At 70.9% G+C, this 25,666-nt stretch carries 20 protein-coding genes and 1 other RNA gene; 15 read left to right on the top strand and 6 right to left on the bottom strand.

All coding sequences use genetic code 11. The annotated features are described in order from the left end of the window. The first annotated feature begins 96 nt into the window (after positions 1-96). Genes ACOWU6_RS07915 through ACOWU6_RS07900 form a run of 4 tightly spaced genes read left to right on the top strand, consistent with a single transcriptional unit; the run spans position 97 to position 4,575 of the window. Entirely contained in the window at positions 97-1,548 is a 1,452-nt protein-coding gene (locus ACOWU6_RS07915) for a GntP family permease (protein WP_421075329.1), read from the top strand. After that, positions 1,548-2,774 carry a CaiB/BaiF CoA transferase family protein gene (locus tag ACOWU6_RS07910; RefSeq protein ID WP_421075328.1) on the top strand — a complete coding sequence of 409 codons (1,227 nt, stop codon included), beginning with the start codon at positions 1,548-1,550 and terminating at the stop codon, positions 2,772-2,774. Before ACOWU6_RS07915 ends, ACOWU6_RS07910 begins: the two co-directional genes overlap by 1 nt. Beyond that, positions 2,771-3,694 (top strand): hydroxymethylglutaryl-CoA lyase, encoded by a 924-nt coding sequence (locus ACOWU6_RS07905; protein ID WP_421075327.1) that lies wholly within the window; start codon positions 2,771-2,773, stop codon positions 3,692-3,694. The genes ACOWU6_RS07910 and ACOWU6_RS07905 overlap by 4 nt, the downstream gene beginning before the upstream one ends. Positions 3,695-3,744: 50 nt before the next feature. After that, positions 3,745-4,575 (top strand): nucleoside hydrolase, encoded by an 831-nt coding sequence (locus ACOWU6_RS07900; protein WP_421075326.1) that lies wholly within the window; start codon positions 3,745-3,747, stop codon positions 4,573-4,575. A gap of 9 nt (positions 4,576-4,584) precedes the next feature. Here ACOWU6_RS07900 and ACOWU6_RS07895 read toward each other — a convergent pair whose 3' ends face one another. The 3 genes from ACOWU6_RS07895 to ssrA form a co-directional block, all read right to left on the bottom strand. After that, complete coding sequence (locus tag ACOWU6_RS07895; RefSeq protein WP_421075325.1) at positions 4,585-5,481, bottom strand: D-alanyl-D-alanine carboxypeptidase family protein; 897 nt, start codon at positions 5,479-5,481, stop codon at positions 4,585-4,587. Between the two features lie 60 nt (positions 5,482-5,541). Next, positions 5,542-6,855 carry an APC family permease gene (locus tag ACOWU6_RS07890; protein ID WP_421075324.1) on the bottom strand — a complete coding sequence of 438 codons (1,314 nt, stop codon included), beginning with the start codon at positions 6,853-6,855 and terminating at the stop codon, positions 5,542-5,544. Positions 6,856-6,998: 143 nt separating this feature from the next. Next, positions 6,999-7,368: a transfer-messenger RNA gene (gene ssrA / locus ACOWU6_RS07885) on the bottom strand. Between the two features lie 153 nt (positions 7,369-7,521). Here ssrA and ACOWU6_RS07880 point away from each other — a divergent pair. From ACOWU6_RS07880 to ACOWU6_RS07855, 6 genes are all read left to right on the top strand, one after another. After that, entirely contained in the window at positions 7,522-8,670 is a 1,149-nt protein-coding gene (locus ACOWU6_RS07880) for a hypothetical protein (protein WP_421075323.1), read from the top strand. A 130-nt stretch (positions 8,671-8,800) separates the two neighbouring features. Next, entirely contained in the window at positions 8,801-9,592 is a 792-nt protein-coding gene (locus tag ACOWU6_RS07875) for a hypothetical protein (protein ID WP_271173960.1), read from the top strand. Then, on the top strand, positions 9,589-11,187 hold the full coding sequence (locus tag ACOWU6_RS07870; RefSeq protein ID WP_421075322.1) for a DNA polymerase Y family protein: 1,599 nt from the start codon (positions 9,589-9,591) through the stop codon (positions 11,185-11,187). Before ACOWU6_RS07875 ends, ACOWU6_RS07870 begins: the two co-directional genes overlap by 4 nt. After that, complete coding sequence (locus ACOWU6_RS07865) at positions 11,187-14,696, top strand: error-prone DNA polymerase (RefSeq protein ID WP_421075321.1); 3,510 nt, start codon at positions 11,187-11,189, stop codon at positions 14,694-14,696. Before ACOWU6_RS07870 ends, ACOWU6_RS07865 begins: the two co-directional genes overlap by 1 nt. 61 nt (positions 14,697-14,757) lie before the next feature. Beyond that, positions 14,758-15,297 carry a hypothetical protein gene (locus ACOWU6_RS07860; protein WP_421075320.1) on the top strand — a complete coding sequence of 180 codons (540 nt, stop codon included), beginning with the start codon at positions 14,758-14,760 and terminating at the stop codon, positions 15,295-15,297. A 44-nt stretch (positions 15,298-15,341) separates the two neighbouring features. After that, the gene (locus ACOWU6_RS07855) at positions 15,342-16,145 is read left to right on the top strand and encodes a hypothetical protein (RefSeq protein WP_421075319.1); all 804 of its coding nucleotides are present in this window, start codon (positions 15,342-15,344) and stop codon (positions 16,143-16,145) included. Here the strand turns inward: ACOWU6_RS07855 and ACOWU6_RS07850 are convergent. Both ACOWU6_RS07850 and ACOWU6_RS07845 read right to left on the bottom strand, forming a co-directional pair. After that, positions 16,110-17,387: a DUF6716 putative glycosyltransferase gene (locus ACOWU6_RS07850; RefSeq protein WP_421075318.1), complete on the bottom strand. Its 1,278-nt coding sequence runs from the start codon at positions 17,385-17,387 to the stop codon at positions 16,110-16,112. The two genes, ACOWU6_RS07855 and ACOWU6_RS07850, sit on opposite strands and share 36 nt — an antisense overlap. Then, positions 17,384-19,147, bottom strand: coding sequence for a cytidylyltransferase domain-containing protein (locus tag ACOWU6_RS07845; protein WP_421075317.1), 1,764 nt, complete (start codon positions 19,145-19,147; stop codon positions 17,384-17,386). The genes ACOWU6_RS07850 and ACOWU6_RS07845 overlap by 4 nt, the downstream gene beginning before the upstream one ends. A gap of 176 nt (positions 19,148-19,323) precedes the next feature. Here ACOWU6_RS07845 and ACOWU6_RS07840 point away from each other — a divergent pair, with 176 nt between their 5' ends. Next, positions 19,324-20,229: a 5'-3' exonuclease gene (locus ACOWU6_RS07840; RefSeq protein WP_282979235.1), complete on the top strand. Its 906-nt coding sequence runs from the start codon at positions 19,324-19,326 to the stop codon at positions 20,227-20,229. 3 nt (positions 20,230-20,232) lie between these two features. On the opposite strand, the gene trpD is transcribed toward ACOWU6_RS07840, so the two are convergent. Next, positions 20,233-21,297, bottom strand: coding sequence for an anthranilate phosphoribosyltransferase (gene trpD, locus ACOWU6_RS07835; RefSeq protein ID WP_421075316.1), 1,065 nt, complete (start codon positions 21,295-21,297; stop codon positions 20,233-20,235). Between the two features lie 127 nt (positions 21,298-21,424). On the opposite strand from trpD, the gene ACOWU6_RS07830 reads away from it, so the two are divergent. Genes ACOWU6_RS07830 through ACOWU6_RS07815 form a run of 4 tightly spaced genes read left to right on the top strand, consistent with a single transcriptional unit; the run spans position 21,425 to position 25,655 of the window. Further along, positions 21,425-22,054 carry a cytochrome c oxidase subunit 3 gene (locus ACOWU6_RS07830; protein ID WP_421075315.1) on the top strand — a complete coding sequence of 210 codons (630 nt, stop codon included), beginning with the start codon at positions 21,425-21,427 and terminating at the stop codon, positions 22,052-22,054. A gap of 21 nt (positions 22,055-22,075) precedes the next feature. Next, positions 22,076-22,879, top strand: coding sequence for a cytochrome c (locus ACOWU6_RS07825; RefSeq protein ID WP_271173240.1), 804 nt, complete (start codon positions 22,076-22,078; stop codon positions 22,877-22,879). Between the two features lie 29 nt (positions 22,880-22,908). After that, positions 22,909-23,973, top strand: coding sequence for a ubiquinol-cytochrome c reductase iron-sulfur subunit (locus tag ACOWU6_RS07820; protein WP_271173241.1), 1,065 nt, complete (start codon positions 22,909-22,911; stop codon positions 23,971-23,973). Further along, on the top strand, positions 23,970-25,655 hold the full coding sequence (locus ACOWU6_RS07815; protein WP_271173242.1) for a cytochrome b: 1,686 nt from the start codon (positions 23,970-23,972) through the stop codon (positions 25,653-25,655). Before ACOWU6_RS07820 ends, ACOWU6_RS07815 begins: the two co-directional genes overlap by 4 nt. Positions 25,656-25,666: the final 11 nt, after the last annotated feature.

Below are 25,666 nucleotides of genomic sequence, written 5' to 3'. Positions count from 1 at the left end.
TAGGGACCGGACGCCGGTTTGCCCACATCGTGAGACTGCTCCTACAGTGTGGGATCAGAGCAGGAACAGGATGACGCTTCAAGGGAGAGGCCGTTTGTGAACGAGTGGTACACGCTGGGAGTCGTCGGACTCGTCATCGTCGGGGTGGTCTTCGCGATCGTGCGGTTCCGCATCAACCCCGTGATCGCGCTGGCGGTCGGTGCGGCCTCGATCGGCCTGCTCACCGGCCTCGGGCCGGTCGACACCGTGACGACCATGACCCGCGGCTTCGGCGACGTCATGATGGAAGCCGGCCTGCTCATCGCGTGGGGCGTGCTCATCGGAGCAATGCTCAACGAGATGGGCGCGATCACACGGCTCGTCGACGGCCTGCTTCGGATGTTCGGCAAGCGCGGCGTGCCCTACGCGCTGGGCCTGTCGTTCGCGACCTACCTGCAGACGATCTTCGTCGACGTCATGATCGTCATCGCCGCGCCCCTTGCGCGCCGGATCGCCCCGCGCCTGGGTCGCAACGGCACCGGCATCATGGGCGTCGTCTTCGCGGTGAGCCTCGAGACGGGCATCGTGCTCATGGTGCCGGGCTTCGCGGCGGTCGCGCTCGCGGGCCTCCTCGGCGTGCCGCTCGGCGTCATGCTCATCGGCGGCCTCGTCGTGGTCGTGCCGACCGTGATCCTCACGATCATGCTCATGACGATCGCCTTCCGCCTCGGCTTCTGGAACCCCGAGAAGGACGAGAAGGCGATCGTCGAGGAGCCGACCGATGAGGACGCGGCGGATGGCTCGGCCGACACCGCGCCATCCGCTTCGTCGCCGCGCATCGATCGCACGCGGACGGGCACGGTGCGCACCGCGCTCGGCGGCGTGCCGCACGGCTACACGGCCGTCGCAGAGCGCACCGAGCGCGAGCAGCCGCTCCTGCTCCTGTTCGCCCCGATGCTCACGGCCCTCCTGCTCATCGCCGCGCAGGCGGTGCTGACGGTCCTGGCGATCGAGGTGCCGGCGATGCAGTTCATCGGCAATCCGGTCATCGCCCTGCTGTTCGCCGTCATCGCGACAGGCATGATCGGGCGCCGCGCGGTCGGCACGCAGCGCATCGAGAAGTCGCTCGTGAAGGGCTTCCAGGACGGCGGGCAGATCTTCGTGCTCACGGGCGTCGGCGGGTCGCTCGCCGCCGTCATCTCCGAGGGCGACCTCGGCGCCATCCTGCAGGGGTACTTCCAGGCGACGACGTTCGCTCCCCTGCTCGTCGTCTGGGTGATGGCCGCCGTGCTCCACATCGCGGTCGGCTCCGTCACGCTGTCGGCGATCACCGCGGCGGGCGTCATCGCGCCGGTCGCGACGAGTCTCGGGCTCGACCCGCTGCTCATCGCCCTCGCGGCCGGCGCCGGAGCGCTCTTCTGCGTGCACGTCACCTCGAACACGTTCTGGCTGCTGCAGTCGTTCCTCGGGCAGTCCGTGCGCGGCGCGCTCAAGACCGTGACCGTGGGCGTCTCCCTCGCCTCCGTCATCGCGCTCGCGATGACCCTCGTCCTGGCGGTGTTCCTCTGATGTCTCCCTTCCGTCCCCTCGACGGCGTCCGCGTCCTCGAGCTCGGCAACTACATCGCGGCCCCGACCGCGGGGCGCCTGCTCGCCGACTTCGGCGCCGACGTGATCAAGGTCGAACGGCCGCGCACGGGCGACGAGCTGCGCCGCTGGCGTCTGCACCGCGGCGAGACCTCGATGCTCTACCGCACGATCAACCGCGGGAAGAGGTCGGTCGTGGTCGATCTGCGCAGCGACGAGGGCCGCGCGATCGTGCTCGACCTCATCCGCACGTCCGACGTGCTCCTCGAGAACTTCCGCCCCGGCACCCTCGAGCGGTGGGGCCTCGACGCCGCCGCGCTCGAGGAGGCGAACCCCGACCTGATCGTCGCGCGGATCTCCGCGTTCGGCCAGAGTGGCCCCCTGTCACACCGGCCCGGCTTCGCCGCCGTCGCCGAGGCGTACGGCGGCTTCCGCGAGCTCGTCGGAGAGCCCGGGCGACCGCCGAGCCGGACGGGGGTCTCGATCGGCGACACGATCGCGGGCATCTACGCGGCGTTCGGCATCGCCATGTCGCTCTTCGCGCGTCTGCGAGACGCGGGCCGGCTGCGCGAGACGCCGTTCGGCGATCGCGTGATCGACGTCGCGCTCAACGAGGCGATGCTGTCGGTGACCGAGTCGCTCGTCCCCGACTGGGAGGCGTACGGTGTCCGGCGCGAGCGCACGGGAGGGCGGATGGAGGGCATCGCGCCGTCGAACGCGTACCTGTGCGCAGACGGCAAGAGCATCGTCGTCGCGGGCAACGGAGATGCCATCTACCAGCGGTACATGACGGCGATCGGCCGACCCGACCTCGCATCCGCGCCCGATCTGCAGTCGAACGAGGGCCGGTGGGCCGCGCGCGATCGCCTCGACGACGCGATCGGGGCGTGGGCGGCCACGCTCACGAGCCAGGAGGCGCTTGCCGTGCTCGACGCCGCGGGCGTGCCATCCGGCCCGATCTACACGGCCGAGGATGTCTGCGCTGACGAGCAGTACGCGGCCCGCGACATGATCCAGCGCTTCGATGTCGACGACGGAGAGGGCGTCCGCGAGGGCGTCGGATTCCCGGGCATCGTGCCCGTGTTCGGCGGGCGATCGCTTCCCATCGCGCACGTCGGGCCCGATCTTGGCGAGCACACGCGCGACGTGCTGCGCGAACTCGGCTGGGACGACGCGCGGATCGACGCCTACGAGGAGGACCTCCGATGACCCTGCAGTACCGCGACGTCACGCTGCGCGACGGCCTCCAGCTCGTCGGCAGGCCGCTGCCGACCGAGCGGAAGGTGCAGCTCGTCCGCGAGCTCTTCGCCCTCGGCGTCGAGCACATCGAGGTGGGCTCGATGGCGCGCCCCGACCTCGTGCCCGCGCTCGCCGACACCCTCGACGTCGTCGCCGCCCTGACGCCCGAGGAGCGCGACCGCGTCTGGGTCTGGGTGGCGACCCCGCGACACGTCGAGCGCGCCGCCGCGGCGGGCGTCCGGCGTTTCCAGTACTGCTTCTCGGCCTCCGACAGCCACAATCAGGCGAACATCGGCCGCGACACCGAGACCTCGCTCGCGGCGATGCCCGATGCGATCGCGGCCGCCGCGGAGGTCGGCGGGAGCGTGCAGCTCTGCATCGCGACGTCGTTCACGTGCCCCTTCGAGGGCGTGGTCCCCCTCGAGCGCTTCGCGCGCATCCTCGACGACCCGCGCACTGACGGCGCTGTCGACATCGTCGTCTGCGACACGCTCGGGCAGGCTCATCCGGCGGAGGTGCGCGAACGCGTCGCGCTGGCCGCGTCCGCCCGCCCCGGTCTCGGCGTCGTCTTCCACGGGCACGACACGTGGGGCCTCGGCGTCGCGAACGCCGCCGCGGCCGCGGATGGCGGCGCGACCGTCGTCGACGGAGCGCTCGGGGGTCTCGGCGGATGCCCCTTCGCCCCCGGCGCCTCCGGCAACACCGCCCTGGAGGACCTCGTCTTCGCCTTCCGCCCCGACTGGCTCACTCCCGACGCCTTCGGCGCCCTCGTCCGCCTCGGTGAGGAGATCACGACGACGCTCGGCGAGCCCGACCGGTCGCGAGCGCGCTCCGGCGCGCGCAGCCGGGCGAAGGCGTTCCCGTGGGTGGTGGGTGACGCGCCGCACTAAAACATAAAACGTGTAATGTTTTCATCCACGGCAGCGGAGCGGAGGCGCGGATGAGGCATGCGATCGCGACAGCAGGACGGATGGTCGTCGACAACGACTGGGGCGGCGACCCGGATGGCCTCGTGGCGCTCGCGCACCACCTCCTCTCGCCATCCGACGACGTCGTCGGGGTCACGAGCTCGTTCCTCAACCCGATGTTCGGCCCATCCGAGGGCACCGCGGAGGGCGGCCGTGAGCTCGCCGCCGAGCTCCTGACGCGGATGGCACAGGCGCCTCTTCCGCTCGCAGCGGGGGCCGACACAGGGTTCGACGGCAGCCCGCGCGAGACCCCCGCGGCGCGGCTCATCGTCGACGCGGCCGCGCAGGCGACGCCCGACGCGAAGCTGACCGTCGTGTGCGGCGGCCCGCTGACGAACGTCGCCGACGCCCTCCGCCTCGCGCCCGACGTCGTCGAGCAGACTCGCCTCCTCTGGGTCGGCGGCCTGCTCGAGGGCGACGGGTTCGAGTACAACCGCGACACCGATGCCGGCGCGGCGACGTTCGTCTTCGCCCAGCCGGAGCTCGAGGTCATCCGCTTCCCGGCCGAGACGTACCGGCTGCTCGCGATCTCGGTCGCCGAGCTCGAGGAGCGGCTGACTTCTTCCGGAGAGCTCGGCGGATGGCTGTGGGAGCGCTACGAGCAGCTGCCGCTCCCCGAGGGCGTCGCGATCGACCCGGTCTGGCCGCTCGGCGACAGCGCGCCGCTCGCATTCACGGCACTGCGGCACGCGCGCACGCGGACCGTTCCCGGATCGCTCCCCCACGAGCGGGTGTGCGTCGATCTCGACGAGCGCCTGATCATCGAGGACCTTTTCGCACGGCTCCGTCTCGCCGCGCGCTGAGCCGGTCGCTCACTCCGTGAGCGACGCCTCGACCTGCGCGTACAGCTCCCGCGACGCCGTGAACCGGGCGTCGTCGTCGGGCTGCCCCAGCACGACGGCGTAGACGCGGGTCGTCCCGCCGTCTCCGTCCGGCACATCCTTGGCCGAGAGCAGGCTGCTGCCCTCGAGAGTGCCGGTCTTGATGCCGACGACACCCGGATCCGCGAGCAGGTCGTTCGTGTTCTCGACCACCCCTGCACCCGGGAGGTCCACAGACGGCGTCGCGACGATCTCCGCGATCACCGGGTTCTCGAGCGCGAGGCGCCCGAGCTCGATGAGCGCCTCGGGCGTGGCCGTGTTGCGGGTGTCGATGCCGGTCGGCTCGACCAACGTGATCCCGTCGAGGCCGTTCTCGGATACGAAGGCGGCCGCGGCCGTCGCGAACGCCGCCTCGTCACCCCAGATGCTCGTCACGAGGATGTCGGCGTAGTTGCACGCGGAGCCGATCAGCATCCCCTGGAGCAGCTGGTGCTGCGTGAGCATCCCGTCGACCGGGATCTTCAGGGCGGACTCGCCTCGCGCGATGTAGTCCCGGTACGCGATGTCCCACTCCTCGGTGAACCAGTAGTCGCCGCCCTGCTCACCGGGTTCGAGCGGACGCTCCTCGAGCACCATGAGCGCCGTCACGACCTTCGAGATGCTCGCCATCGGCACGGGCGCGTCCGAGCTGGCTACGACGTCCCCATCGGCGATCGCGACGGCGGCCTGCCCCTGCGACGGCCAGTCGATGCCGTCGACGACCGCTGACGATGAGGCCTTCGACGCCCACGTGACGAGCCCGACGATGAGCGCCGCGGCGACCGCGAGCACCGCGACGACGATCGCGATGCGGATGGCCGCAGGCCGACGGACAGAGGAGGTGATCACACTCCAATATGTCCCGCGAGGCGGAGCGCGGACATCCGGGATGTCCCTGAATCCGCGGACTCAGCGCGCGCGCTCGCGGCTCGTCCAGCGGGCGACCGCGTACAGCACGCCGCCGAGGGCGAGCAGAGCGGCCCCGAAGGCCCACACGATCGGGCGCTGCTGGGTGAGCAGCACGATGCACGACGCGATGCCGAGGACGGGGACGAACGTCCACACGCGGAAGTGCGGATGGTTGACACGGTCGCGACGCAGGACGAGCACCGAGATGTTCGCGCTGAGGAACACGAAGAGGAGGAGCAGGACGACGGTCTCCGCGAGCGTCGCGAGGTCGCCGATCAGGGTGAGCGCCATCGCGACGACCGTCGTCGCGACGATCGCGACCCACGGCGTCTTCCGGTTCGGGAGAACCCGCGCGAACGCGCCCGGCAGCATCCCCTGCTCCGCCATGCCGTAGGTGAGTCGGCTGGCCATGATCATCGTGAGGAGCGCGCCGTTCGCCACCGCGACCAGGGCGATCGCGCTGAACAGCCACGAGGGGACGGCCACACCGGTCGACTCGACCACCGCGAGGAGGGGCCCGGTGGAGGAGGACAGCTCCTCCGGCGGAAGCGCGATCGCGCTCGCGAGCCCGACGAGCACGTAGACGGCGCCCGCCGCGGCGAGCGCGCCGAAGAGCGCGCGCGGGTACGAGCGGGTGGGGTCCTTCACCTCCTCGATGACGTTCGCCGACGTCTCGAACCCCACGAAGGAGTAGTAGGCGATGATCGCTCCCGCGAGGATCGCGCCCGCCCCGCCCGCGCCATCCGGCAGCTGGGTGACGCGCCCGAGGTCTCCGCCGCCTCCTCCGAGGAGCACGCCCACGACGACCACGACGATGACGAGGCCGCTCACCTCGATCACGGTCATCACGACGTTCGCGCCCATGGACTCGCGGATGCCGCGCGCGTTGATCGCCGCGACGAGGGCGAGGAAGGCGATCGCGACGGGAACCGCGGGCAGCTCGACGAAGGTGGCGAGGTACTCCCCCGCAAACGCCAGGGCCAGTCCGGCCGCACTCACGACACCGGCCGCCAGCATGCTGAACCCGACGAGGAACGACACGAGGCGGTTGCGGAACGCCCGCTCGGCGAACACCGCGGCGCCGCCGGCGCGCGGGTACTTGGTCACGAGCTCGGCGTACGAGCCTGCCGTCAGGAGCGCCATGAGCAGGGCGAGCAGAAGCGGCGCCCAGAGCATGCCGCCGACCTCCTCGGCGAGCACGCCCATGAGCGCGTAGATGCCCGCGCCGAGGACATCGCCGAGGATGAAGGCGAACAGCAGCGGGGTGGTGATGCCCCTTCGCAGTCGCGTTCCGGTGTCAGAGTCGATCGCCATCCGACCATCCTGTCCGCGACGCGGCGCCCGCGCGCGGGGTTGACGAGGCGGGGCGCACCTGCGATGGGCCGAGCCCGAGCATGACGAAGGCCCCTCTCCCCGCGGACGCGAGGAAAGGGGCCTTCCCACTGTGCGACAGCGATCGGTGGAGCTGGGGGGAATCGAACCCCCGTCCAGCGCTGAGTCTCTGGGGCTTCTCCGGGCGCAGTCTGTGAAAGCGTTCTGCTCGGCTCCGACCTTTGTCACAGACACCTAAGTCGACGAGCCCAGTCGAGAAAGAGTCCCGCACGGCGTCCCGACACCGCCGTGCAGCAAGATCCCTAGATGACGCCAGAGTCCGTGTCGGGATCAACCACGGTCTGACGGACTATCGGGCTCGCTTAGGCAGCGAGGGCGAAGTCAGTGCGCTTGGATTCGGCACTTATTGGTTCGCAGGGAGCGTTTACGAGATAACCCTGCATCCTCGGCCCGCTTCTCGCAGATTCGCAAGCACTGTCGAAACCGATCAGCCCCTGGAATCCTTCTCGCGAAGGGAACCGCTGTCGCTCTGTGGAGTTGTCACCTCGGGTTTCCCCGAGCACTACAGACTACAACACATCCCGAGCCCCCGCATTCCCGCGCGACCCCGGTCATCCACCCGTAGGCAGATATCGATAGCGTGGAAGCGTGATCAGGCTCCTCATGTCCTTCATCTTCGGAGCCGGGGTCGCCGCGCTCCTCTTCTCGATCTTCGTCGGCGAACGCTTCACGTGGATCTGGATCACCGCGATCATCGTCCTGTCGATCCTCTTCCCCCTCGTGCTCGTCGCGCGGTCGATGGGCTCCCTCGCCGGGCTCCATCCGAAGAAGATCGAAGCCGCCAGGGCCGCGGGGCGCTTCGCCCCCGCCCGCATCGACGCGCTCCGCCGCACCGGCACGACGATCAACGACCAGCCGGTGTGCGAGATCGACGTGTCGGTCGCGCCGGCCGACCGCCCCGCCTACCGCACGACCATCCGCCAGCTCGTCGACATCGTGCGGATCCCGCAGTACCAGCCCGGGGCATCCGTGACCGTGGCTCGCCTCGAGGCGGATGCGCCCGAGGTCGCGATCATCGAGGACGAGGTGCCGGATGCCGCGCGACTGTCGCGCCTGCCCGCACGCGAGCACGTGGCCGAGTGGCAGGATGGCCCGGTCGTGCTGGGCGCGGAGCGCGCGCCGCGCAGGCGCAAGGGAGATCCGATCATCGGCACGGGCCCGAAGGGCCGCGGATGGCGGATCGCCGCCTACGTGGTGCTCGCCCTGGCCGGTGCGGCAGCCGTGCTCGTGCCGGTGGCCGACGACGTCCGGGCCGAGACGCTCACGATCATCACCGGCGAGGACCACGCGTCGATGTTCGCGGAGGGGCGCGTGCAGCGCGCCCTCGCCGCGATCGAGGAGGCCGCGGGAACGGATGAGACGGTGCAGGTGCTCGTGTACGAGGAGTTCGTGTCCGCCGACATGGCGACCGCACCGGGCTCCGACCGGTTCGACACCTTCTTCTACCGGGGCGGCGCCGTCGAGAACCAGGGGCCGGCGTCGATCCAGCCGGAGAACCCCGATGCGGAGCGCTTCCGCTTCGACGACATCGCGTGGGCCGCGTTCCCCGAGTTGCTCGCGCAGGCGCTCGACGAGGCCGGCCTGACGCGCGACGAGCTCGTCGACGGGCCGTACATGTTCGTCGAGCGCGGCTACGAGGAGGGCGCCCCGGTCGGCATCTCGATCTCCTTCGGCGACGGCTACGCGGACCACGCGTTCATCGGGTCAGCGGACGGCGCGTTCCTCGGCGCCCGCTGAGGCGGATCTCCGAGGCGACCAGCACCCCTTCTCCCCTCTCACCGTCCTCTCGACCGCGATGTCGGAGGCTGGAAATAGTGTTCGAACAACTCCTCTGGCGGAGCTAGAACATACTTTCTAGAATGGTGGGATGGGGATGGCGCTTCCGGTCGAGGTGCTGCGGCTGCAGACCGAGATCAGCAGGATGCAGCGGGCGAGCGCCCGCGTCACGGCACTGCCCGTGCACGACGCGCTCGCGCCCCTGTTCCCCGAGGGAGGCCTGCGCCCCGGTGCCGTCTACACGCTCGATCCCGCGGCGAGTCTGCTGCTGGCCCTGCTCGCCGAGCCCTCGCGAGCGGGCTCCTGGTGCGCGGTCGTGGGGATGCCCGAGCTCTCGGCGGAGGCGGCCGAGGCCGCGGGCGTCGACCTGTCGCGCTTCGCGCTCGTCCCCGAGCCCGGCGACCGCTGGCTCGCCGCGGTGTCGGCGATCGCCGAGGTCTTCCCCGTGGTCGCGGTGCGCCCCGCCGGGAGCCCGCGCGATGCCGAGGTCGCGCGCTTGACCGCGCGACTGCGCGACCGAGGCGGCGTGCTGCTCGTGACGGGGCCCTGGCCGCAGGCCGAGGCGACGCTGCACCTCGAAGATCCCGTGTGGTCCGGCCTCGGCGAGGGCCACGGTCTGCTCACGGCGCGGACCGTCACGGTGTCGTCGTCGGGGCGGCGCTCCCCCGTCCCGAAGCGTGTGCGCGTGCAGCTGCCCGGGCCGCAGGGCGCCCCTGTCGCGGTGCCCCGTCCGGCTCTCGTGCCCGCGGTGGTGCCCGTCCCGGCAGCGGAGGAGCGGATCGACGCGGCGGCGGCCGAACGCGCCGAGCGCGCTCGCGCGGTGCTCGCTCGCGCCGAGCAGAAGACGCGCGCAGCGCGACGCGGATTGGCGGCTGTCGGATGACCAGGGCCATCGTCGTGTGGCTGCCGGACTGGCCGGTCACCGCGCACCTGCGGACCGTGTCGCGCGACGCGGCACGCCGGGCCGCACGCGACCCGCGGGCACGCCAGGCGAGCACTCCCGCGACCGCCGCTGCGACGGTCGCCGCCGCTCCGCCGGTCGCGATCCTGCATGCCAACCGCGTGGTCGCCTGCTCGGCGGCGGCGCGCGCCGAGGGGGTGCGCCGCGGACAGCGCCGCCGCGACGCGCAGGCGGCCTGCCCCTCCCTGCAGCTCGCCCCGGCCGATCCAGGGCGCGACGAGCGCGCGTTCCTGCCCGTGCTCACGCGCCTCGACGAGCTCACCCCCGGTGTGCAGCCCTTGCGGCCGGGCCTCGCCGCAGTGCGGGCTCGGGGCCCCGCCCGCTTCTACGGCGGGGAGGAGCCCGCCGCCCTCGCCCTCATCGAGGCGCTCACGGCGATGGGGCTCCCAGGAGCCCGCGCCGGCGTCGCCGACGGCGTCTTCACCGCCGAGCGCGCCGCCCGCCTGACGCGCGCGGACGCCCCCGTCCGCTGCGTGCCGCCTGGAGCATCCGCCGACTTCCTCGCGCCCCTCTCCATCGCGGCCATCGAAGACGACGCCCTCGTGGGGCTGCTCGCGAAGCTCGGCGTGCAGACCCTCGGCGATTTCGCCGCGCTCGACGGCGAGCAGGTCCGCGCACGACTCGGCGAGCACGGCGTGCGGCTGCACGATCTCGCACGCGGCGCGGACTCCCGTCCCGTCGAGCCGCGTACGCCGCCGCCCGAGCTCGCGCGCGAGCTCGATCTCGAGCCGCCGCTCGAGCTCGCCGATCAGATCGCCTTCGCCGTGCGCCAGACGTGCGACGACGTCTGCACCGCCCTCGGCGAAGCCGGGCTCGTCTGCACCGAGGCCCGGATCATCCTCACCGACGACCGCGGCACGCGCAGCGAGCGCGTGTGGCTGCATCCCACGCGGTTCGACCCTGCGGCCCTCGTCGACCGCGTGCGCTGGCAGCTGCAGGCTGCCGCCGACGAGGGCGGCGACCTCGTCGGCGGCATCGCGCACGTCCGCATCGAGCCCGAGGCCGTCGACGACAGCGTGCATCACCAGCCGACGCTCATCGGCCAGGGCCCCGACGAGCGGCTCCATCACGCGATGTCGCGCGTGCAGGCGATGCTCGGGCACCGCGGCGTCGTCACCCCTGCCGTCGGCGGCGGGCGCTGGCTGCAGGAGCGCGAGGTGCGCGTGCCGTGGGGCGACGGGGAGCGGCCGGCTCAGCGACGCGACGCGCCGTGGCCGGGATCGCTGCCGCAGCCGCTGCCGAGCGAGGTGTTCCGCCATCCGAGGCGCACGCGCGTCTCCGGCCAGGGCGGCGCGGAGGTCTCCGTCGACGACCGTGGGCTGCTCACGGCGGCGCCCGCGGTCATCGACGGGCGCCCCATCACGGCATGGGCAGGGCCGTGGCCCGTGATCGAGCGCGGATGGGACGGCGAGCGGATGCGGCGAGCGCACCGCTTCCAGGTGGTCGACGCGGAGCAGACGGCCTGGCTCATCGTGCTGGAGGACGACTCCTGGTGGATCGAGGGGAGGTACGCCTGATGGGATGGCACAACCCGCCCGTGCGCTGGTCGGAGCTCGAGCGCGCGCTGAGCGGGCGTCGCCCCGATCCCGTCCCGGCCGGAGCGGACGGCGGCGACAGCCCTGCGTGGAGCCGCAAGCGCGGCGCGTACACGCCGCCTCCCATCGAGCGTCCGGTCGACGCCATCCCCTATGCCGAGCTGCACGCGCACTCGTCGTACTCGTTCCTCGACGGAGCCTCGTCACCCGAGGCCCTCGTCGAGGAGGCGGAGCGCCTCGGCCTGCATGCCCTCGCCCTCACCGACCACGACGGCTTCTACGGTCTCGCCCGCTTCGCCGAGGCGGCCGAGACGACGAGCGTCAAGACCGTGTTCGGCGCCGAGCTCTCGCTCGGGCTCTCCGAGCCGCAGAAGGGTCATGCCGATCCCGAGGGCGATCATCTGCTCGTGCTCGCCCGCGGCGAGGAGGGATACCACCGGCTCTCGGCCGCGATCACGCACGCGCAGCTGCGCGGAGGGGAGAAGGGGCGCCCCCTCTACGACCTCGAGGAGCTCGGCGCGCAGGCCGGCGGCGAGTGGGTCGTCCTCACCGGGTGCCGCAAGGGCGCGGTGCGGGGGGCGCTCGATGCCTCGCTGCGCGGAGGAGGAGATCTCGAGCGCACGGGGCGGGAGCTCGAGCGCCTCGTCTCGCTCTTCGGCCGCGACAACGTGAGCGTCGAGCTCACGGACCACGGCGATCCGCTCGACTCGCCCCGCAACGACGCGCTCGCGGCGCTCGCCGGCCGCCTGCACCTGCCGACCGTGGCGACCAACAACGTGCACTACGCGTCGCCGCACGACGCTCAGCTCGCGACGGCGATCGCGGCCGTGCGCGCGAACCGCAGCATGGACGATCTGGACGGCTGGCTTCCCGCGCACACGGCGGCGCACCTGCGCTCGGGCGCCGAGATGACGCGGCTCTTCGCGCGCCATCCCGGGGCGGTCGAGCGCACCGTGCCGCTCGCCGACGAGCTCGCCTTCCCGCTGCGGCTCGCGAAGCCCGCGCTGCCGAAGCTCGATCTCGACGACGGATGCACGCCGATGGAGCATCTGCGCCATCTCGTCTGGGAGGGCGTCGACCGGAAGTACCCCGGTCGCCGCGAGGAGGTGCGCACGCGCATCGAGAAGGAGCTGCGCGTCATCGAGGAGAAGGACTTCCCCGGCTACTTCCTCATCGTCCACGGCATCGTGCAGGAGGCCCGGCGCCGCGGCATCCTCTGCCAGGGTCGGGGCTCCGCCGCCAACAGCGCCGTCTGCTACCTGCTCGACATCACCGCGGTCGACGCGATCTTCTACGACCTCCCCTTCGAGCGCTTCCTCTCCGCGCTGCGCGACGAGGAGCCCGACATCGACGTCGACTTCGACTCGGATCGGCGCGAGGAGATCATCCAGTGGGTCTACGACGAGTACGGCCGCGAGCGCGCGGCGCAGGTCGCGAACGTCATCCAGTACCGGCCGAAGAACGCCATCCGCGACATGGCCAAGGCCCTCGGCTTCTCCCCCGGCCAGCAGGACGCCTGGTCGAAGCAGGTCGAGCGCTGGGGCGCCTCGGTCGACACCGGTCCCGACCACGACATCCCCGAGCAGGTGCTCGCGTACGCGACCGAGCTGCTCAAGGCGCCTCGGCACCTCGGCATCCACTCGGGCGGGATGGTGCTCACCGAGCGCCCCGTGGGCGAGGTCGTGCCCATCGAGCACGCCCGCATGGAGAAGCGCACGGTCATCCAGTGGGACAAGGACGACGCGGCGTGGATGGGTCTGGTCAAGTTCGATCTGCTGGGTCTCGGGATGCTCGCGGCGCTGCAGCACTGCTTCGACATCATCCGCGAGGCCACAGGCGAGGAGTGGCGGCTCGAGACGCTCCCGCGCGAGGAGGCCGCGGTCTACGACATGCTGTGCCGCGCCGACTCGATCGGCGTCTTCCAGGTGGAGTCGCGTGCGCAGATGGGCCTCCTCCCCCGGCTGCAGCCGCGCTCGTTCTACGACCTCGTCGTGCAGATCGCCCTCATCCGCCCCGGTCCGATCCAGGGTGGCGCCGTCCATCCGTTCGTGAAGCGGAAGGCGGCCCTCGAGGCCTACCGCCGCGAGCACCCGGATCTGTCGTACGACGCGTGCGTCGCGGCGGTCGTCGAGTACCCCCACCCCAAGCTCGAGCCGGTGCTCAAGCGCACGCTGGGCGTGCCGATCTTCCAGGAGCAGCTCATGCAGATGGCGGTCGCCGTCGGCAACTGCGACGCGGGCGAGGCCGACCTGCTCCGTCGGGCGATGGGCTCCAAGCGCGGGCAGGAGAAGATCGAGACGCTCAAGAAGAAGCTCTACGCGGGGATGGCCGAGAACGGCATCACGGGAGAGCTCGCCGACGACCTGTACGGGCGCATCCAGGCGTTCGCGAACTTCGGCTTCGCCGAGTCGCACTCGCTGTCGTTCGCGCTGCTCGTCTACGCCTCGTCGTGGATCAAGCTCCACTACCCCGCCGCGTTCCTCGCAGGGCTCCTCCGCTCGCAGCCCATGGGCTTCTACTCGCCCGCGTCGCTCACGGCAGATGCGCGTCGACACGGGGTGCGCGTGCGCCGGCCCGACATCAATCTGTCGGGTGCGACCGAGGAGCTCGAGCCCCTCGAGCGCGCCGACGAGCCTGCGCACCGTGTGCACAGCCGCGAGACGATCGGCGCGGCGCGCAGGGCGCCGACCGGATGGGAAGCGTGCCGTGAGCACGACCAGCCTCCCGTCGGCGACTTCGACCGGAGCGCGCGCGACGAGTCGGAGGCGCACCGCCGCGATGGGGCGCACGCCGTCCGCCTCGGCCTGGCCGGGGTCACCGGCATCGGCCTCGCCACCGCGAAGCGGATCGTCGCCGAACGCGCCGCGAACGGCCCGTTCACCGACCTCAACGGGCTCGTGCGGCGCACGGGCGTGACCGAGGCGCAGGTCGAGGCGCTCGCCACGGCGGGGGCCTTCGAGGGCCTCGGGATGACCCGTCGCGAGGCGATCTGGATGGCCGGCTCGGCGGCGCTCGATCGGGCGGAGTTCCTGCCGGGAACGGTCGCGTCGGTGCAGCCGCCGCTCTTCCCCGACCCCTCGAGCTTCGAGCGCCTGGCCGCGGACCTGTGGGCCACGGGCATCTCGGTCAACGACCATCCGCTCGCGCACTACCGCGTGCAGCTCAACGGCCGGGGCGTGCTGCCGTCGACGGCGCTGCGCACGCACGAGTCCGGTCGCCGCGTCGAGATCGCGGGCCTCGTGACCCACCGGCAGCGCCCGGCGACCGCATCGGGAGTGACGTTCCTGAACCTCGAGGACGAGCACGGGCTCATGAACGTCATCTGCTCGACGGGCGTCTGGAACCGCTACCGACGCGTGCTGCGCGACAGCCCCGCGCTCATCGCACGCGGCATCCTCGAGCGCTCACCCGAGGGCGTCGTCAACCTCCTCGCCGACGCGTTCGAAGACCTCCGCGTCGGGGTCAAGCACAACTCGCGCGACTTCCAGTGACCGCATCATGGCCTGTGGATAACTGCCGCGTCCGCGCCGCGAGCGCACTACCGTGACATGCATGATGCCCCGCAGGCCCCTCGCCCTCGTCGCCGCGATCGCCGGCGCGATCTCGCTCGCGGGCTGCGTACCCGAACCCGCGCCGACGCCGACGCCGACGCCGAACGGCTTCGCGTCAGAGGAGGAGGCATTCGCCGCGGCGGAGGAGACGTGGAACGAGTACGTCACCGCCGTCAATGACGTGGACCTAAGGAACGCCGACACGTTTGAGCCGCTGTACGAACTCACCGTGGGCGACTTTAATGCCGATGTTCGTGAGGAGTACAGCCGAAACCATGCCGAGGGCTGGACAACAAGCGGCGACGCCGCGACGAAATCGTTCCAACCAGTCAGCTATGACGCGAAAACCCACCAGGTTGTCGCGATCAGCTGCCTCGACGTTTCAGAGGTCCAGGCATTCGATGCGTCCGGAGAGTCCGTCGTCGATCCCGAGCGGCGAGATCTACAAGCGCTCGAGATCACGTTCACGCTTCGTCCTGAAAAAGCTGACGCGCGCATAAGCGATGTCTCCGGGAGCGCCTCGGAGTCGATATGCGAATAGCCTCAGTCACAGCGACCTTGATCCTCTTGCTCACGCCCCCGTCGATGAACGTCCTCGTAGCGGAAGCAATCCCGGCCTGTGCAGATATAGGACTCTGGACAAACTGCGACACCGACAACAAGGAAGACCACGTCGAGCTTGAGGGAGAGCGGCACATTCCGCAGGCTCCTCCGCCGCAGCAGCAGAACCCGCAGCAGGAGTACGAGTACATCGACTACGGCGACAACGGCCTGCCGCAGGTGCCGGGGCAGCAGGAGGAGCGGGTGCCGTGCCGGCTCGAGAACTGGCCGGAGGCGCGGGATCAGTGCCGTGTCGAGAAGCCGCCGGCGGAGGAGGATCCCGAGCCGGAGGCGCCGGTCATCCCGCCGCTGACCGAGCGCGACGTGCTGACGTTCGCGCCGGCTCCACCGAGCGTGACCACCGAGCCCGCCGGCATCGCGATCGTGGGCATGCCGATGAACGTCGTCGCGCCCGCTCAGGAGCACGTCGCTGGCGGTTCGCTGTTCGGGCTGCCGGTCACCGTGACCTTCACCCCCGCGTCGTTCGCCTTCGACTTCGGCGACGGCACGGTGCAGACGGTCGGCTCGGGCGGATCGACGTGGAACGACCTCGGGCTCCCGGAGTTCTCGGCGACCGAGACGAGTCACGCCTATGCGGCCCGCGGCTCGTACGGCGTCGTCGTCTCCGTGTCGTACAGCGCCGTGGTCGACTTCGGCGTGTGGGGCGTCTATCCCGTCGACGGGCTCGTCACCGCGACGTCGGCAGGATCACCCGTGCGGGTGGTCGAGGCGCACACCGCCCTCGTCGAGGGCTCATGCGTCGAGAACCCCGCGGGCCCCGGCTGCTGAGGCCGCAGCGCCGAGGCGTCGTCTCATGCGTCTCGTGAAGCGCAGCACCGAGCGGATGGGCACCCCGATCGCGTACGCGACGGATCCCGAGACCGTGCGGTCGGCGTCGCCCAGTGCGAGCCGCCGCTCCCACGCGTCGCGAGCGCGGCCTCCCCAGCGCCGGTACGGCGGGCGCGGCGCGAGCGCTCCCGCCCGCCGCTGCGCCACGAGCCCGGCGAGCTGCTCGCTCCAGTCGTCGTCCGCCATGTCGTGGAAGTAGCTGTCGCGCAGCCATTCCGCGCGGGGCATGCGGAAGCTCCGCGCGATCACGTCGTCCTCACCGCCGAACAGGCCGCTCCCCTCGAACACGACGTTGATGAGGCGGCGCGAGACGCCGAACGTGTCGAGCACGATCACGGGCACGCCGCGCGCGATGGCCTCGATCGCCGCGGTCGAGCTGACGGTCACGAGCCCTTCGGCCCTGTCGAGCGCCTCGCCCATCGGCTCCGTCGAGAAGACGAGATTCGGCGGCACGTCGCCGAGCTCGGCGATGAGATCCGGATAGGCATCCCGCTCGGCGTGCGTCTGCTGCTCCCCCGCGCGCCCGCGCAGCTTCACGACGACACGGCGACTCGGGTCGAGCTTCGCCGCGTCGACGAGGATGCGCGCGACGAGCTCACGATCCTCACGCGCGCGCGGCACGATCGCCTGCGCCGCGAACACGAGGTCCGTTCCGCCGCGCGCAGGCTGCCCGCTCGGCGTGCCTCCTGCCGCGAACGGCAGGCGAGCCAGGCCGAACCGCTGCGCGATCCCCCGTTCCTCCGCGAGCCGAGCGAACTCCCGCACCTCGCGATGCGCATGCAGCACGAAGAGATCGCATTGACGCCGGAAGTGCAGGGCGAGCCACGTCGCGGGGACGGAGATGCCCGGGAGCCCCGTCACGATGACGGGCCGCGGCTCCAGCTGTGCGACCTCCCTCGCGACGACGCGCACGAGCGGACCTCGCGCGGCGACGAGCACCGCGTCGGCATCCGCCACGAGCTCCGTGAGCTCGTCGAAAGCGGCGCGCCGCACGCGGCTCCGGTCGAGCCCGCTTCCCGCGAGCGCCGTCTCGAGCTGGGCGTCGCTCACGACGAGCGGCGTGTCCAGCACGATGAGCTCGCCGGCCTCATCCGGAAGGGTCCCCAGCAGGGCGGCCGCCCACTTGACGTACGAGTCGGTGTCGGCGATCCCCACGACCCGCCGCAGTGCGGCGGTGGTCATGCGTCGATCGCGTGCGCGAACCGACGCCGCGCGCCCGCGCGAACGCGCATCCGGTCGATGAGCGGCGCCATCGCCCGGGCGATCTCGAGCTGCTCCTCGGAGTCGATCTCGATGGCCGTGCGCTCGGAAACCTCGACGATCTCGATACGGCCGAAGAACCGATGGCGGGCGCGGAGGAAGCCCTCGACATCCAGCACGTAGAACGCGCCCGTCTCGAGGAAGTGCGGCTCGCGGTCCTGCCGCCGCGGCCGGTACCCGACCTCGTGGTTGACCGCCTCGGCCCCGCGCTCACCCCGCCGCCACAGGAAGCCGTAGGACTCGACCGCCGAGAACGCGCAGTCGGCATTCCCCTCTCGGACCCCGGCCACCGCTATCCGGAGCGACTCGGCGTCGATGAACGGCGACGTCGCCTGCAGGAAGACGAGCACGCGCGGGCGCACGCCCTGGGCCGCGAGGGCGTCGAGCGCGTGCAGGAGCGCCGACTCCGAGCTCGCGGTCGAACCGGCGATCTCCGCCGGACGCTCGATCACCGCCGCCCCGTGGACCGTCGCGGTCGCCGCGATCTCCGCATCGTCGGTCGACACGAACACCTGGTCGATGCCCGCGTCGAGCGCCGAGCGCACCGCGCGGCCCACAAGCGGGACCCCCGAGATGCGGCGGAGGTTCTTGCCCGGCACCCCCACCGACCCGCCGCGAGCGGGGATCACCGCGACGACGTCGGCGGGCGCCGTCGCCGCGTCGTCGATCGCAGCGGTCGGCGCGCCCCCGGAGCCCCCCAGCTCCCTCGCGCCGACCGCCGCAGTCTCATCCGAGGCTGTCCGCCCCGGGAGCTCGTCCGCGAACGGCTCGCCCGTGCGTCGCACGATGCCGTCCTTCTCGCGCAGCACGCTTCCCGTGCCCTCGAGCAGCAGCGACAGCGTCGTCGTCGCGCTCGTCGCGAGCGACAGGACCTCGAGCGGCCGCCCGGCCCCCGCCAGCACCAGCTCCACCGGAAGCCCGAGGCGTGCGACCGTCACACCCGGCAGCGCCGAGACGAGGTCGAGCTGCTCATCGGTCTCACGGCGGTGCGGCAGGTACGTCACCGGCTCAGCGGCCGCCTCGTCGGCGACCCACGCGATGTAGTCCGGCAGCGGCATATGCCCGTCCACCGGGCGCGCGCTGCCGAGCAGAAGTCGATCTCCGCCCACGGCCCGCCTCATCCGGTCGCTGTGCGCGCTGTCGCGCAGCCATCCGAATCCGTGGGCGCCGACGCCGACCCCTAGCGTGCCCAGCGCCGCGGTGCGCTCGTCGCCCAGTGCGAACGCCGTGAAGAGGTCGACGCCGCCGGCGTGTGCGCGTCGGCGCAGGTGCTCGAGGGCCGAGGGGCCGAATCTCGCCGTGAGCCCGCGCTCGGTCTGCCCCGGTCGCGCGTAGGGGCGCCTCCCCGTGAGCGCGTCGGCGAGGGCGAGCGTGTTCGCGCCGTCGTCGAGGAACGTCACGCGGTCGGGGCGCAGCACGCTCGCGGCGAGACGGAACTGCCCCGAGAAGCCGTCGCCGACGATCCAGTGTCGGTGGCGCGCGAGCAGCCGCCACGGGATGCCGAAGTACGGGAGCATGTCTCCGAGCGGCGCGCGCCGGGCCGAGAGCTCTGCCGCGGTCTCGGGAACCTGCGTCGTGAGGCGGCACGCGACATCGATCACGGTGCCGTGAGCGTGCGCCCACTCGGCCGCCCCGAGCAGCTGCAGGGGCGACTCGATCCATGCGACCGGCTCGCGCTCCACGTGACCTCCTGGCTCTGCGGGATGCCCCGCGCGGCGAGACGCGGGTGTCCCACCTTGACGACCAGGGTGAGCCGAGGGCGTGAACGGGCCCCGGTCCGCGGGTGAGCCGCGGACGACGCGCACATGAACGGATGGTGACGCGGCGGCACTGGCAGGATGGGCACGTGCCCCGCCTCATGCTGCTCGACACCGCCTCGCTCTACTTCCGCGCGTTCTACGGCGTCCCCGACACGGTGCGCGCCGCCGACGGCACGCCCGTCAACGCGGCCCGCGGCCTCCTCGACATGATCGCGAAGCTCGTCACGACCTACGAGCCGACGCACCTCGTCGCTTGCTGGGACGACGACTGGCGCCCGCAGTGGCGCGTCGACCTCATCCCGTCGTACAAGGCGCACCGCGTCGTCGAGGTCGTCGCCGCCGGCCCCGACGTGGAGGAGGTGCCCGATCCCCTCGAGGCGCAGGTGCCGGTCATCCGCGAGGAGCTCAGCGCGCTCGGCATCCCGATCGTGGGGGCGGCGGAGCACGAGGCCGACGACGTCATCGGGTCGCTCGCGACGCAGTCCGCCATGCCCGTCGACATCGTCACGGGCGATCGCGACCTCTTCCAGCTCGTCGACGACGCCCGCGACGTGCGCGTCATCTCCACCGTGAAGGGCATGAGCAAGCTCGAGGTGATGACGGAGGGCGTCATCCTCGAGCGATACGGCATCCGCGCCGACCAGTACGCCGATTTCGCGACGCTCCGCGGCGACGCCTCCGACGGGCTGCCGGGCGTCGCGGGTGTCGGCGAGAAGACGGCGGCGACGCTCCTCGCCGCGCATGGCGATCTCGCGGCCATCCGCTCTGCTGCCGCCGAGGGCGTGGGCATGACGAAGGGTCAGGCCGCGAAGGTCCTCGCCGCCGCGCCGTACCTCGACGTGGCGCCTCGGGTCGTCGCGGTCGTCAGAGACCTCGCGCTCGGCGACGTCGACGGAGAGCTGCGCCCGCTCGACGAGGCGCGCCGCACCGCCGCCCTCGAGCTCGCCGAGCGATGGAACCTCGGCACGTCGATGGCCCGCGCGATCGACGCGCTCGACCGCTGACGATCAGGCGGCGCTGAACCGCTGCGTCGCCGCGATCCACTCCTCGAGCTTCGCGGTCGCCCGCCCGTCGTCGACCGCGGCCGCCGCCTCGTCGCGCGCCTCGGTGAGCCGCTGGATCATGTTGCGCTGGGCCTGCGTCGGGTCCTGCGACAGCCGGTAGGCCACGATCCCCGCCGCGGCGTTGAGCAGGACGATGTCCCGGACAGCTCCCTCCTCGCCCGCGAGGGTGCGACGCAGCACATCGGCGTTGTGCTCGGGGGTGCCGCCGAGGAGATCCTCCATCTGCGCCGTCGGGATGCCGATGTCGCGCGGATGGATGTCGAACTCGTGCATGTCGCCGTTCGAGATCTCCCAGATGCGGCTGTACCCCGTCGTGGTGAGCTCGTCGAGCCCGTCCTCACCGCGGAACACGAGGGCCGTCGCGCCGCGCGTGCGGAACACGCCGGTGATGAGCGGAACGCTCTCGATCTGCGCGACGCCCACCGCGTTCGCCTCGGCGCGCGCCGGGTTCACGAGCGGCCCGAGGTAGTTGAAGACCGTCGGGACGCCCAGCTCGGCGCGCGTCGGGCCCGCGTGCTTGAAGCCCGGATGGAACGCGGCGGCCCAGGCGAACGTGATGCCGGCCGCGTCGAGCACCTGCGCGACGGCCTCGGCCGGGAGGCGCAGATCGATGCCCAGCGCGCTCAGGACATCCGATGCGCCCGACTTGGAGCTCGCGGCCTTGTTGCCGTGCTTCACGACGGGGATGCCCGTGGCCGCCACGATGATCGATGCCGTCGAGGAGATGTTGACGGTGCCGAAGCGATCGCCCCCGGTCCCGACGATGTCGAGCACGCGCGGATCGACAGGCAGCGGCACGGCGGCCTCGAGGATCGCGTCTCGGAAGCCGATGATCTCCTCGACCGACTCCCCCTTGGCGCGCAGGGCGAGCAGGAATCCGCCGAGCTGAGCGGGCGTCGCCTGACCCTGCATGACCTGCCGCATGGCCCAGGTCGCCTCCGACACGCTGAGGTCCTGACGGGACAGCACCGTGGTCAGAACGGACGGCCAGCTGAGCTCATCGATCATGCCTCGATCTTAGGGCGCATGCGGGGCGGTCTCCCAGCAGGTTGTAAGGCGAACCTAAGTCGCAGGAGGGTGCGACGCACACCCTCCGGTGCCAAAATCACTCCCCGATATCGGCCATAATGGACGGGTGACGACCTCAGCTACGTATGCCCCTGCGCCGAGAACCGTGAAGCGCCCCGATCCCGTCGCCGTCGGCACGATCGTCTGGCTCGGCAGCGAGGTCATGTTCTTCGCGGGTCTGTTCGCGATCTACTTCACCCTCCGCAGCACCTCCCCTGAGCTCTGGGAGAGCCGCACCGAGCTCCTCAACGTGCCGTTCGCGCTCGTGAACACGATCATCCTCGTGCTCTCGAGTGTCACGTGCCAGATGGGCGTGTTCGCCGCGGAGCGCATGCAGCCCTACACCGTCAAGGGCAACGGGTGGAAGAGCTGGGGCATGGTCCCGTGGTTCTGGGTGACCTTCGCGCTGGGCGCGATCTTCGTCTCCGGCCAGGTCTGGGAGTACGCGCAGCTCGTCAGCGAGGGCATGCCGTACGGCGCCGACTCGTACTCGTCGGCCTTCTACCTCACGACCGGCTTCCACGCCATGCACGTGACCGGCGGCCTCGTCGCGTTCCTGTTCACCATCGGCCGCGCGTTCGCGGTCAAGAAGTTCACGCACAAGGAAGCCACCACGGCGATCGTCGTGTCGTACTACTGGCACTTCGTCGACGTCGTCTGGATCGCCCTGTTCGCGGTCATCTACTTCCTGAAGTAAGAGCGGAGCAACAACATCCCCATGGCACGAGAGAAGAAGCGCCGCTCCCACGGCCGTCGCAGCCCCCTCGCCGCAGCAGCCCTCATCGGCATCGGCCTCGTCCTGTCCGGCGGCATCTACGCCGGTGCATCCGCGGCCGTCGCCGCGACGAGCCAGCCCACCGCGGCCGAGACGAGCCTGACCGCCGAGGACGGCGAGAAGCTGTTCCAGGCGAACTGCGCCACCTGCCACGGCCTCGACCTGCAGGGCACGGACGACGGCCCCTCGCTGTACGGCGTCGGTGCGCTCGCGGTCGAGTTCCAGGTCTCCACCGGCCGCATGCCGATGGCCGCCCAGGGCCCGCAGGCCGACCAGAAGCCGGTCCAGTTCACCGAGGAGCAGATCCTCGCGATGGCCGAGTACGTGCAGTCGGTCGCCCCCGGCCCCGACTTCCCGTCGGACCACGTGCTCGACGGCGAGGGCGACCTCGCGCGCGGCGCTGAGCTGTTCCGCATCAACTGCGCCATGTGCCACAACGTCGCCGCAGCCGGCGGCGCACTCACCCAGGGCAAGTGGGCCCCGGACATCCAGGACACGAGCGCCCTGCACATCTACGCGGCCATGGTCACCGGCCCGCAGAACATGCCCGTCTTCAACAACATGAACCTCACGCCCGAGGACAAGCGCGACATCATCTCCGCTCTCCTCTACCAGCAGGAGCAGCAGGCGCCCGGCGGCTTCACGATCGGCTCGCTCGGCCCCGTCGCGGAGGGTCTCTTCGTGTGGATCTTCGGCATCGGCGGCCTCGTGGCCATCACGGTGTGGATCACGGCGAAGTCGAACTGAGCATGGCGAACGAAGAGGACAAGAGCGACATGGCACACGAGCACGACACGCAGGCGGTCGAGAAGGCCTACCGGCCTTCTCCCGGCCTCGCCGTCGCGGTCGACGACCCCGTGAAGAACCCGGGGCTCCCCCCGCACCGGGCGCGCATCACGGACAAGGACCCGCAGGCCAACCGCCGTGCGGTCCGCACGATCTACACGCTGTTCTACGTCTCGGTGGCGGCGAGCATCTGGGCGGTCGCCGCCTACATGCTGTTCCCCATCGAGGGCGACAACGCCACGATGTCGGCCATCCGGAACAACAACCTGTTCATCGGACTCGGCATCGCGTTCGCGCTGCTCGCGATCGGCATCGGGGCCATCCACTGGTCCAAGGCGATCATGAGCGACAAGGAGTTCGTCGAGGAGCGCCACACGACCCGCGGCTCCGAGCCGACGCGCGCGGCCGCCGTCAAGGCCTTCGCCGACGCGAACGAGGAGTCCGGCTTCGGACGCCGCAAGATGATCCGGAACTCGCTGTTCGCGGCTCTCGCGGCCAGCATCATCCCGGGCATCACGCTCTTCCGCAACCTCGCCCCGAACGACGGCAAGGACCCGGTCCAGCTGCTCAACGAGACGATGTGGGAGAAGGGCGAGCGCCTCGTGCTCGACCCCGAGGGCACGCCCGTCAAGGCGTCGGATGTCACGCTCGGGTCGGCGTTCCACATCATCCCCGAGTCGCTCGCGTCGCTGTCGCACTCCGACGGCTACCTCGAGGAGAAGGCGAAGGCCATCGTGCTCCTCGTCCGCCTGCTCCCCGAGCAGCTCACGGAGAGCGAGGAGCGCAAGGACTGGTCGTACGACGGCATCGTCGCGTACTCGAAGGTGTGCACGCACGTCGGCTGCCCCGTCGCCCTGTACGAGCAGCAGACGCACCACCTCCTGTGCCCCTGCCACCAGTCGCAGTTCGACGTGTCCGACCACGCGAAGGTCGTCTTCGGCCCCGCCGCGCGTCCGCTGCCGCAGCTGCCCATCACCGTCGACGACGAGGGCTACCTCGTCGCCAAGAGCGGCTTCACCGAACCCGTCGGCCCGAGCTTCTGGGAGCGTCATTGAGCACCGCAACCGTCACTGACAAGCCGCAGGAGAAGCCCCTCGGCGGACGCTTCGTCGGCGCGACGGCGAACTACATCGACGAGCGGACGAGCATGTCCGGCTTCGTCAAGGCCCTCGGACGCAAGGTCTTCCCCGACCACTGGTCGTTCATGCTCGGCGAGATCGCGCTGTGGTCGTTCGTCGTGGTCCTGCTCTCGGGCACGTACCTCACGTTCTTCTTCCAGGCGTCGATGGTCGAGACGCACTACGACGGCGCCTGGCTGCCGATGCGCGGCATCCCGATGTCCGCGGCCATGGAGTCGACGCTGCACATCAGCTTCGACATCCGCGGCGGCCTGCTCGTCCGCCAGATCCACCACTGGGCGGCGCTCGTCTTCGTGGCGGGCATCGGCATCCACATGCTCCGCGTGTTCTTCACGGGCGCGTTCCGCAAGCCGCGTGAGCTGAACTGGGTCATCGGCTTCGTCCTCTTCATCCTCGCGATGGCCGAGGGCTTCACGGGCTACTCGCTCCCCGACGACCTCCTCTCGGGCAACGGCCTCCGCATCATCGACGGCATGATCAAGGGCATCCCGCTCATCGGCACGTGGACCTCGTACCTCCTCTTCGGCGGCGAGTTCCCCGGCACCGACATCGTGGGCCGCCTGTACACGCTGCACATCCTGATCCTGCCGCTGCTCGTCATCGGCCTGATCGCGGTGCACCTCCTGCTCATGATCGTCAACAAGCACACGCAGTTCGCCGGCCCCGGCCGCACGAACGAGAACGTCGTGGGCTACCCGATGATGCCGGTCTACATGTCCAAGATGGGCGGCTTCTTCTTCATCGTGTTCGGCGCGATCGTGCTCATCGCGTCGCTCGTGCAGATCAACCCGATCTGGAACTACGGTCCCTACGACCCGTCCCCCGTCTCGGCCGGAACCCAGCCCGACTGGTACATCGGCTTCGCGGACGGCGCGCTGCGTCTCGCCCCGTCGCACCTCGACGTCGTCATCGGCAACTACACGCTGTCGTTCGGCATCCTCATCCCGCTCGTCGTCCTCGGCCTCTTCATCGTGGTCGTCATGTTCTACCCCTTCATCGAGGCGTGGATCACGGGCGACAAGCGCGAGCACCACATCGCCCAGCGCCCGCGCAACGCCGCGACGCGCACCGCGATCGGCGCCGCCGGCGTGGTCTTCTACGCGACGCTGTGGGCCGCTGCCTCGTCGGACATCATCGCGACGCACTTCCGCCTGACGATGGAGGGGGTCATCCTCTTCCTCCAGATCTCGCTGATCCTCGCCCCGGTGGTCGTGTACTTCATCACGAAGCGCGTCTGCATCGCGCTGCAGAAGAAGGACCGCGAGATCGTCCTCCACGGCTACGAGTCGGGCCGCATCGTCCGCCTCCCCGGCGGCGAGTACCGCGAGGTGCACAAGCCCGTGAACGAGTACGAGCGCTGGAAGCTCGTCGCGGAGGAGACGTACGAGCCTCTCGTCGTCCGTCCTGACGACCGTGGCCGCATCACGGCTGGCCAGAAGCTCCGCGCGGGCCTCTCGCGCTGGTTCTTCGAGGACCGCCTCGCTCCGGTCACCGAGACGGAGTACCGCGCGGCGCTCGAGCACCAGCAGCACGTGCTTCACGAGTACGGCGACGGGCACGCCCACGGCGAGCTCGAGTCGGGCCACGACAAGCACTGAGCCAACGGCTT

It is taken from the genome of Microbacterium sp. SA156 (assembly GCF_049065455.1).
Taxonomy (GTDB): Bacteria; Actinomycetota; Actinomycetes; order Actinomycetales; family Microbacteriaceae; genus Microbacterium; species Microbacterium barkeri.
Note: the sequence above shows the minus strand (reverse complement) of the source record. Positions and strands in the feature narration are given on the sequence as shown.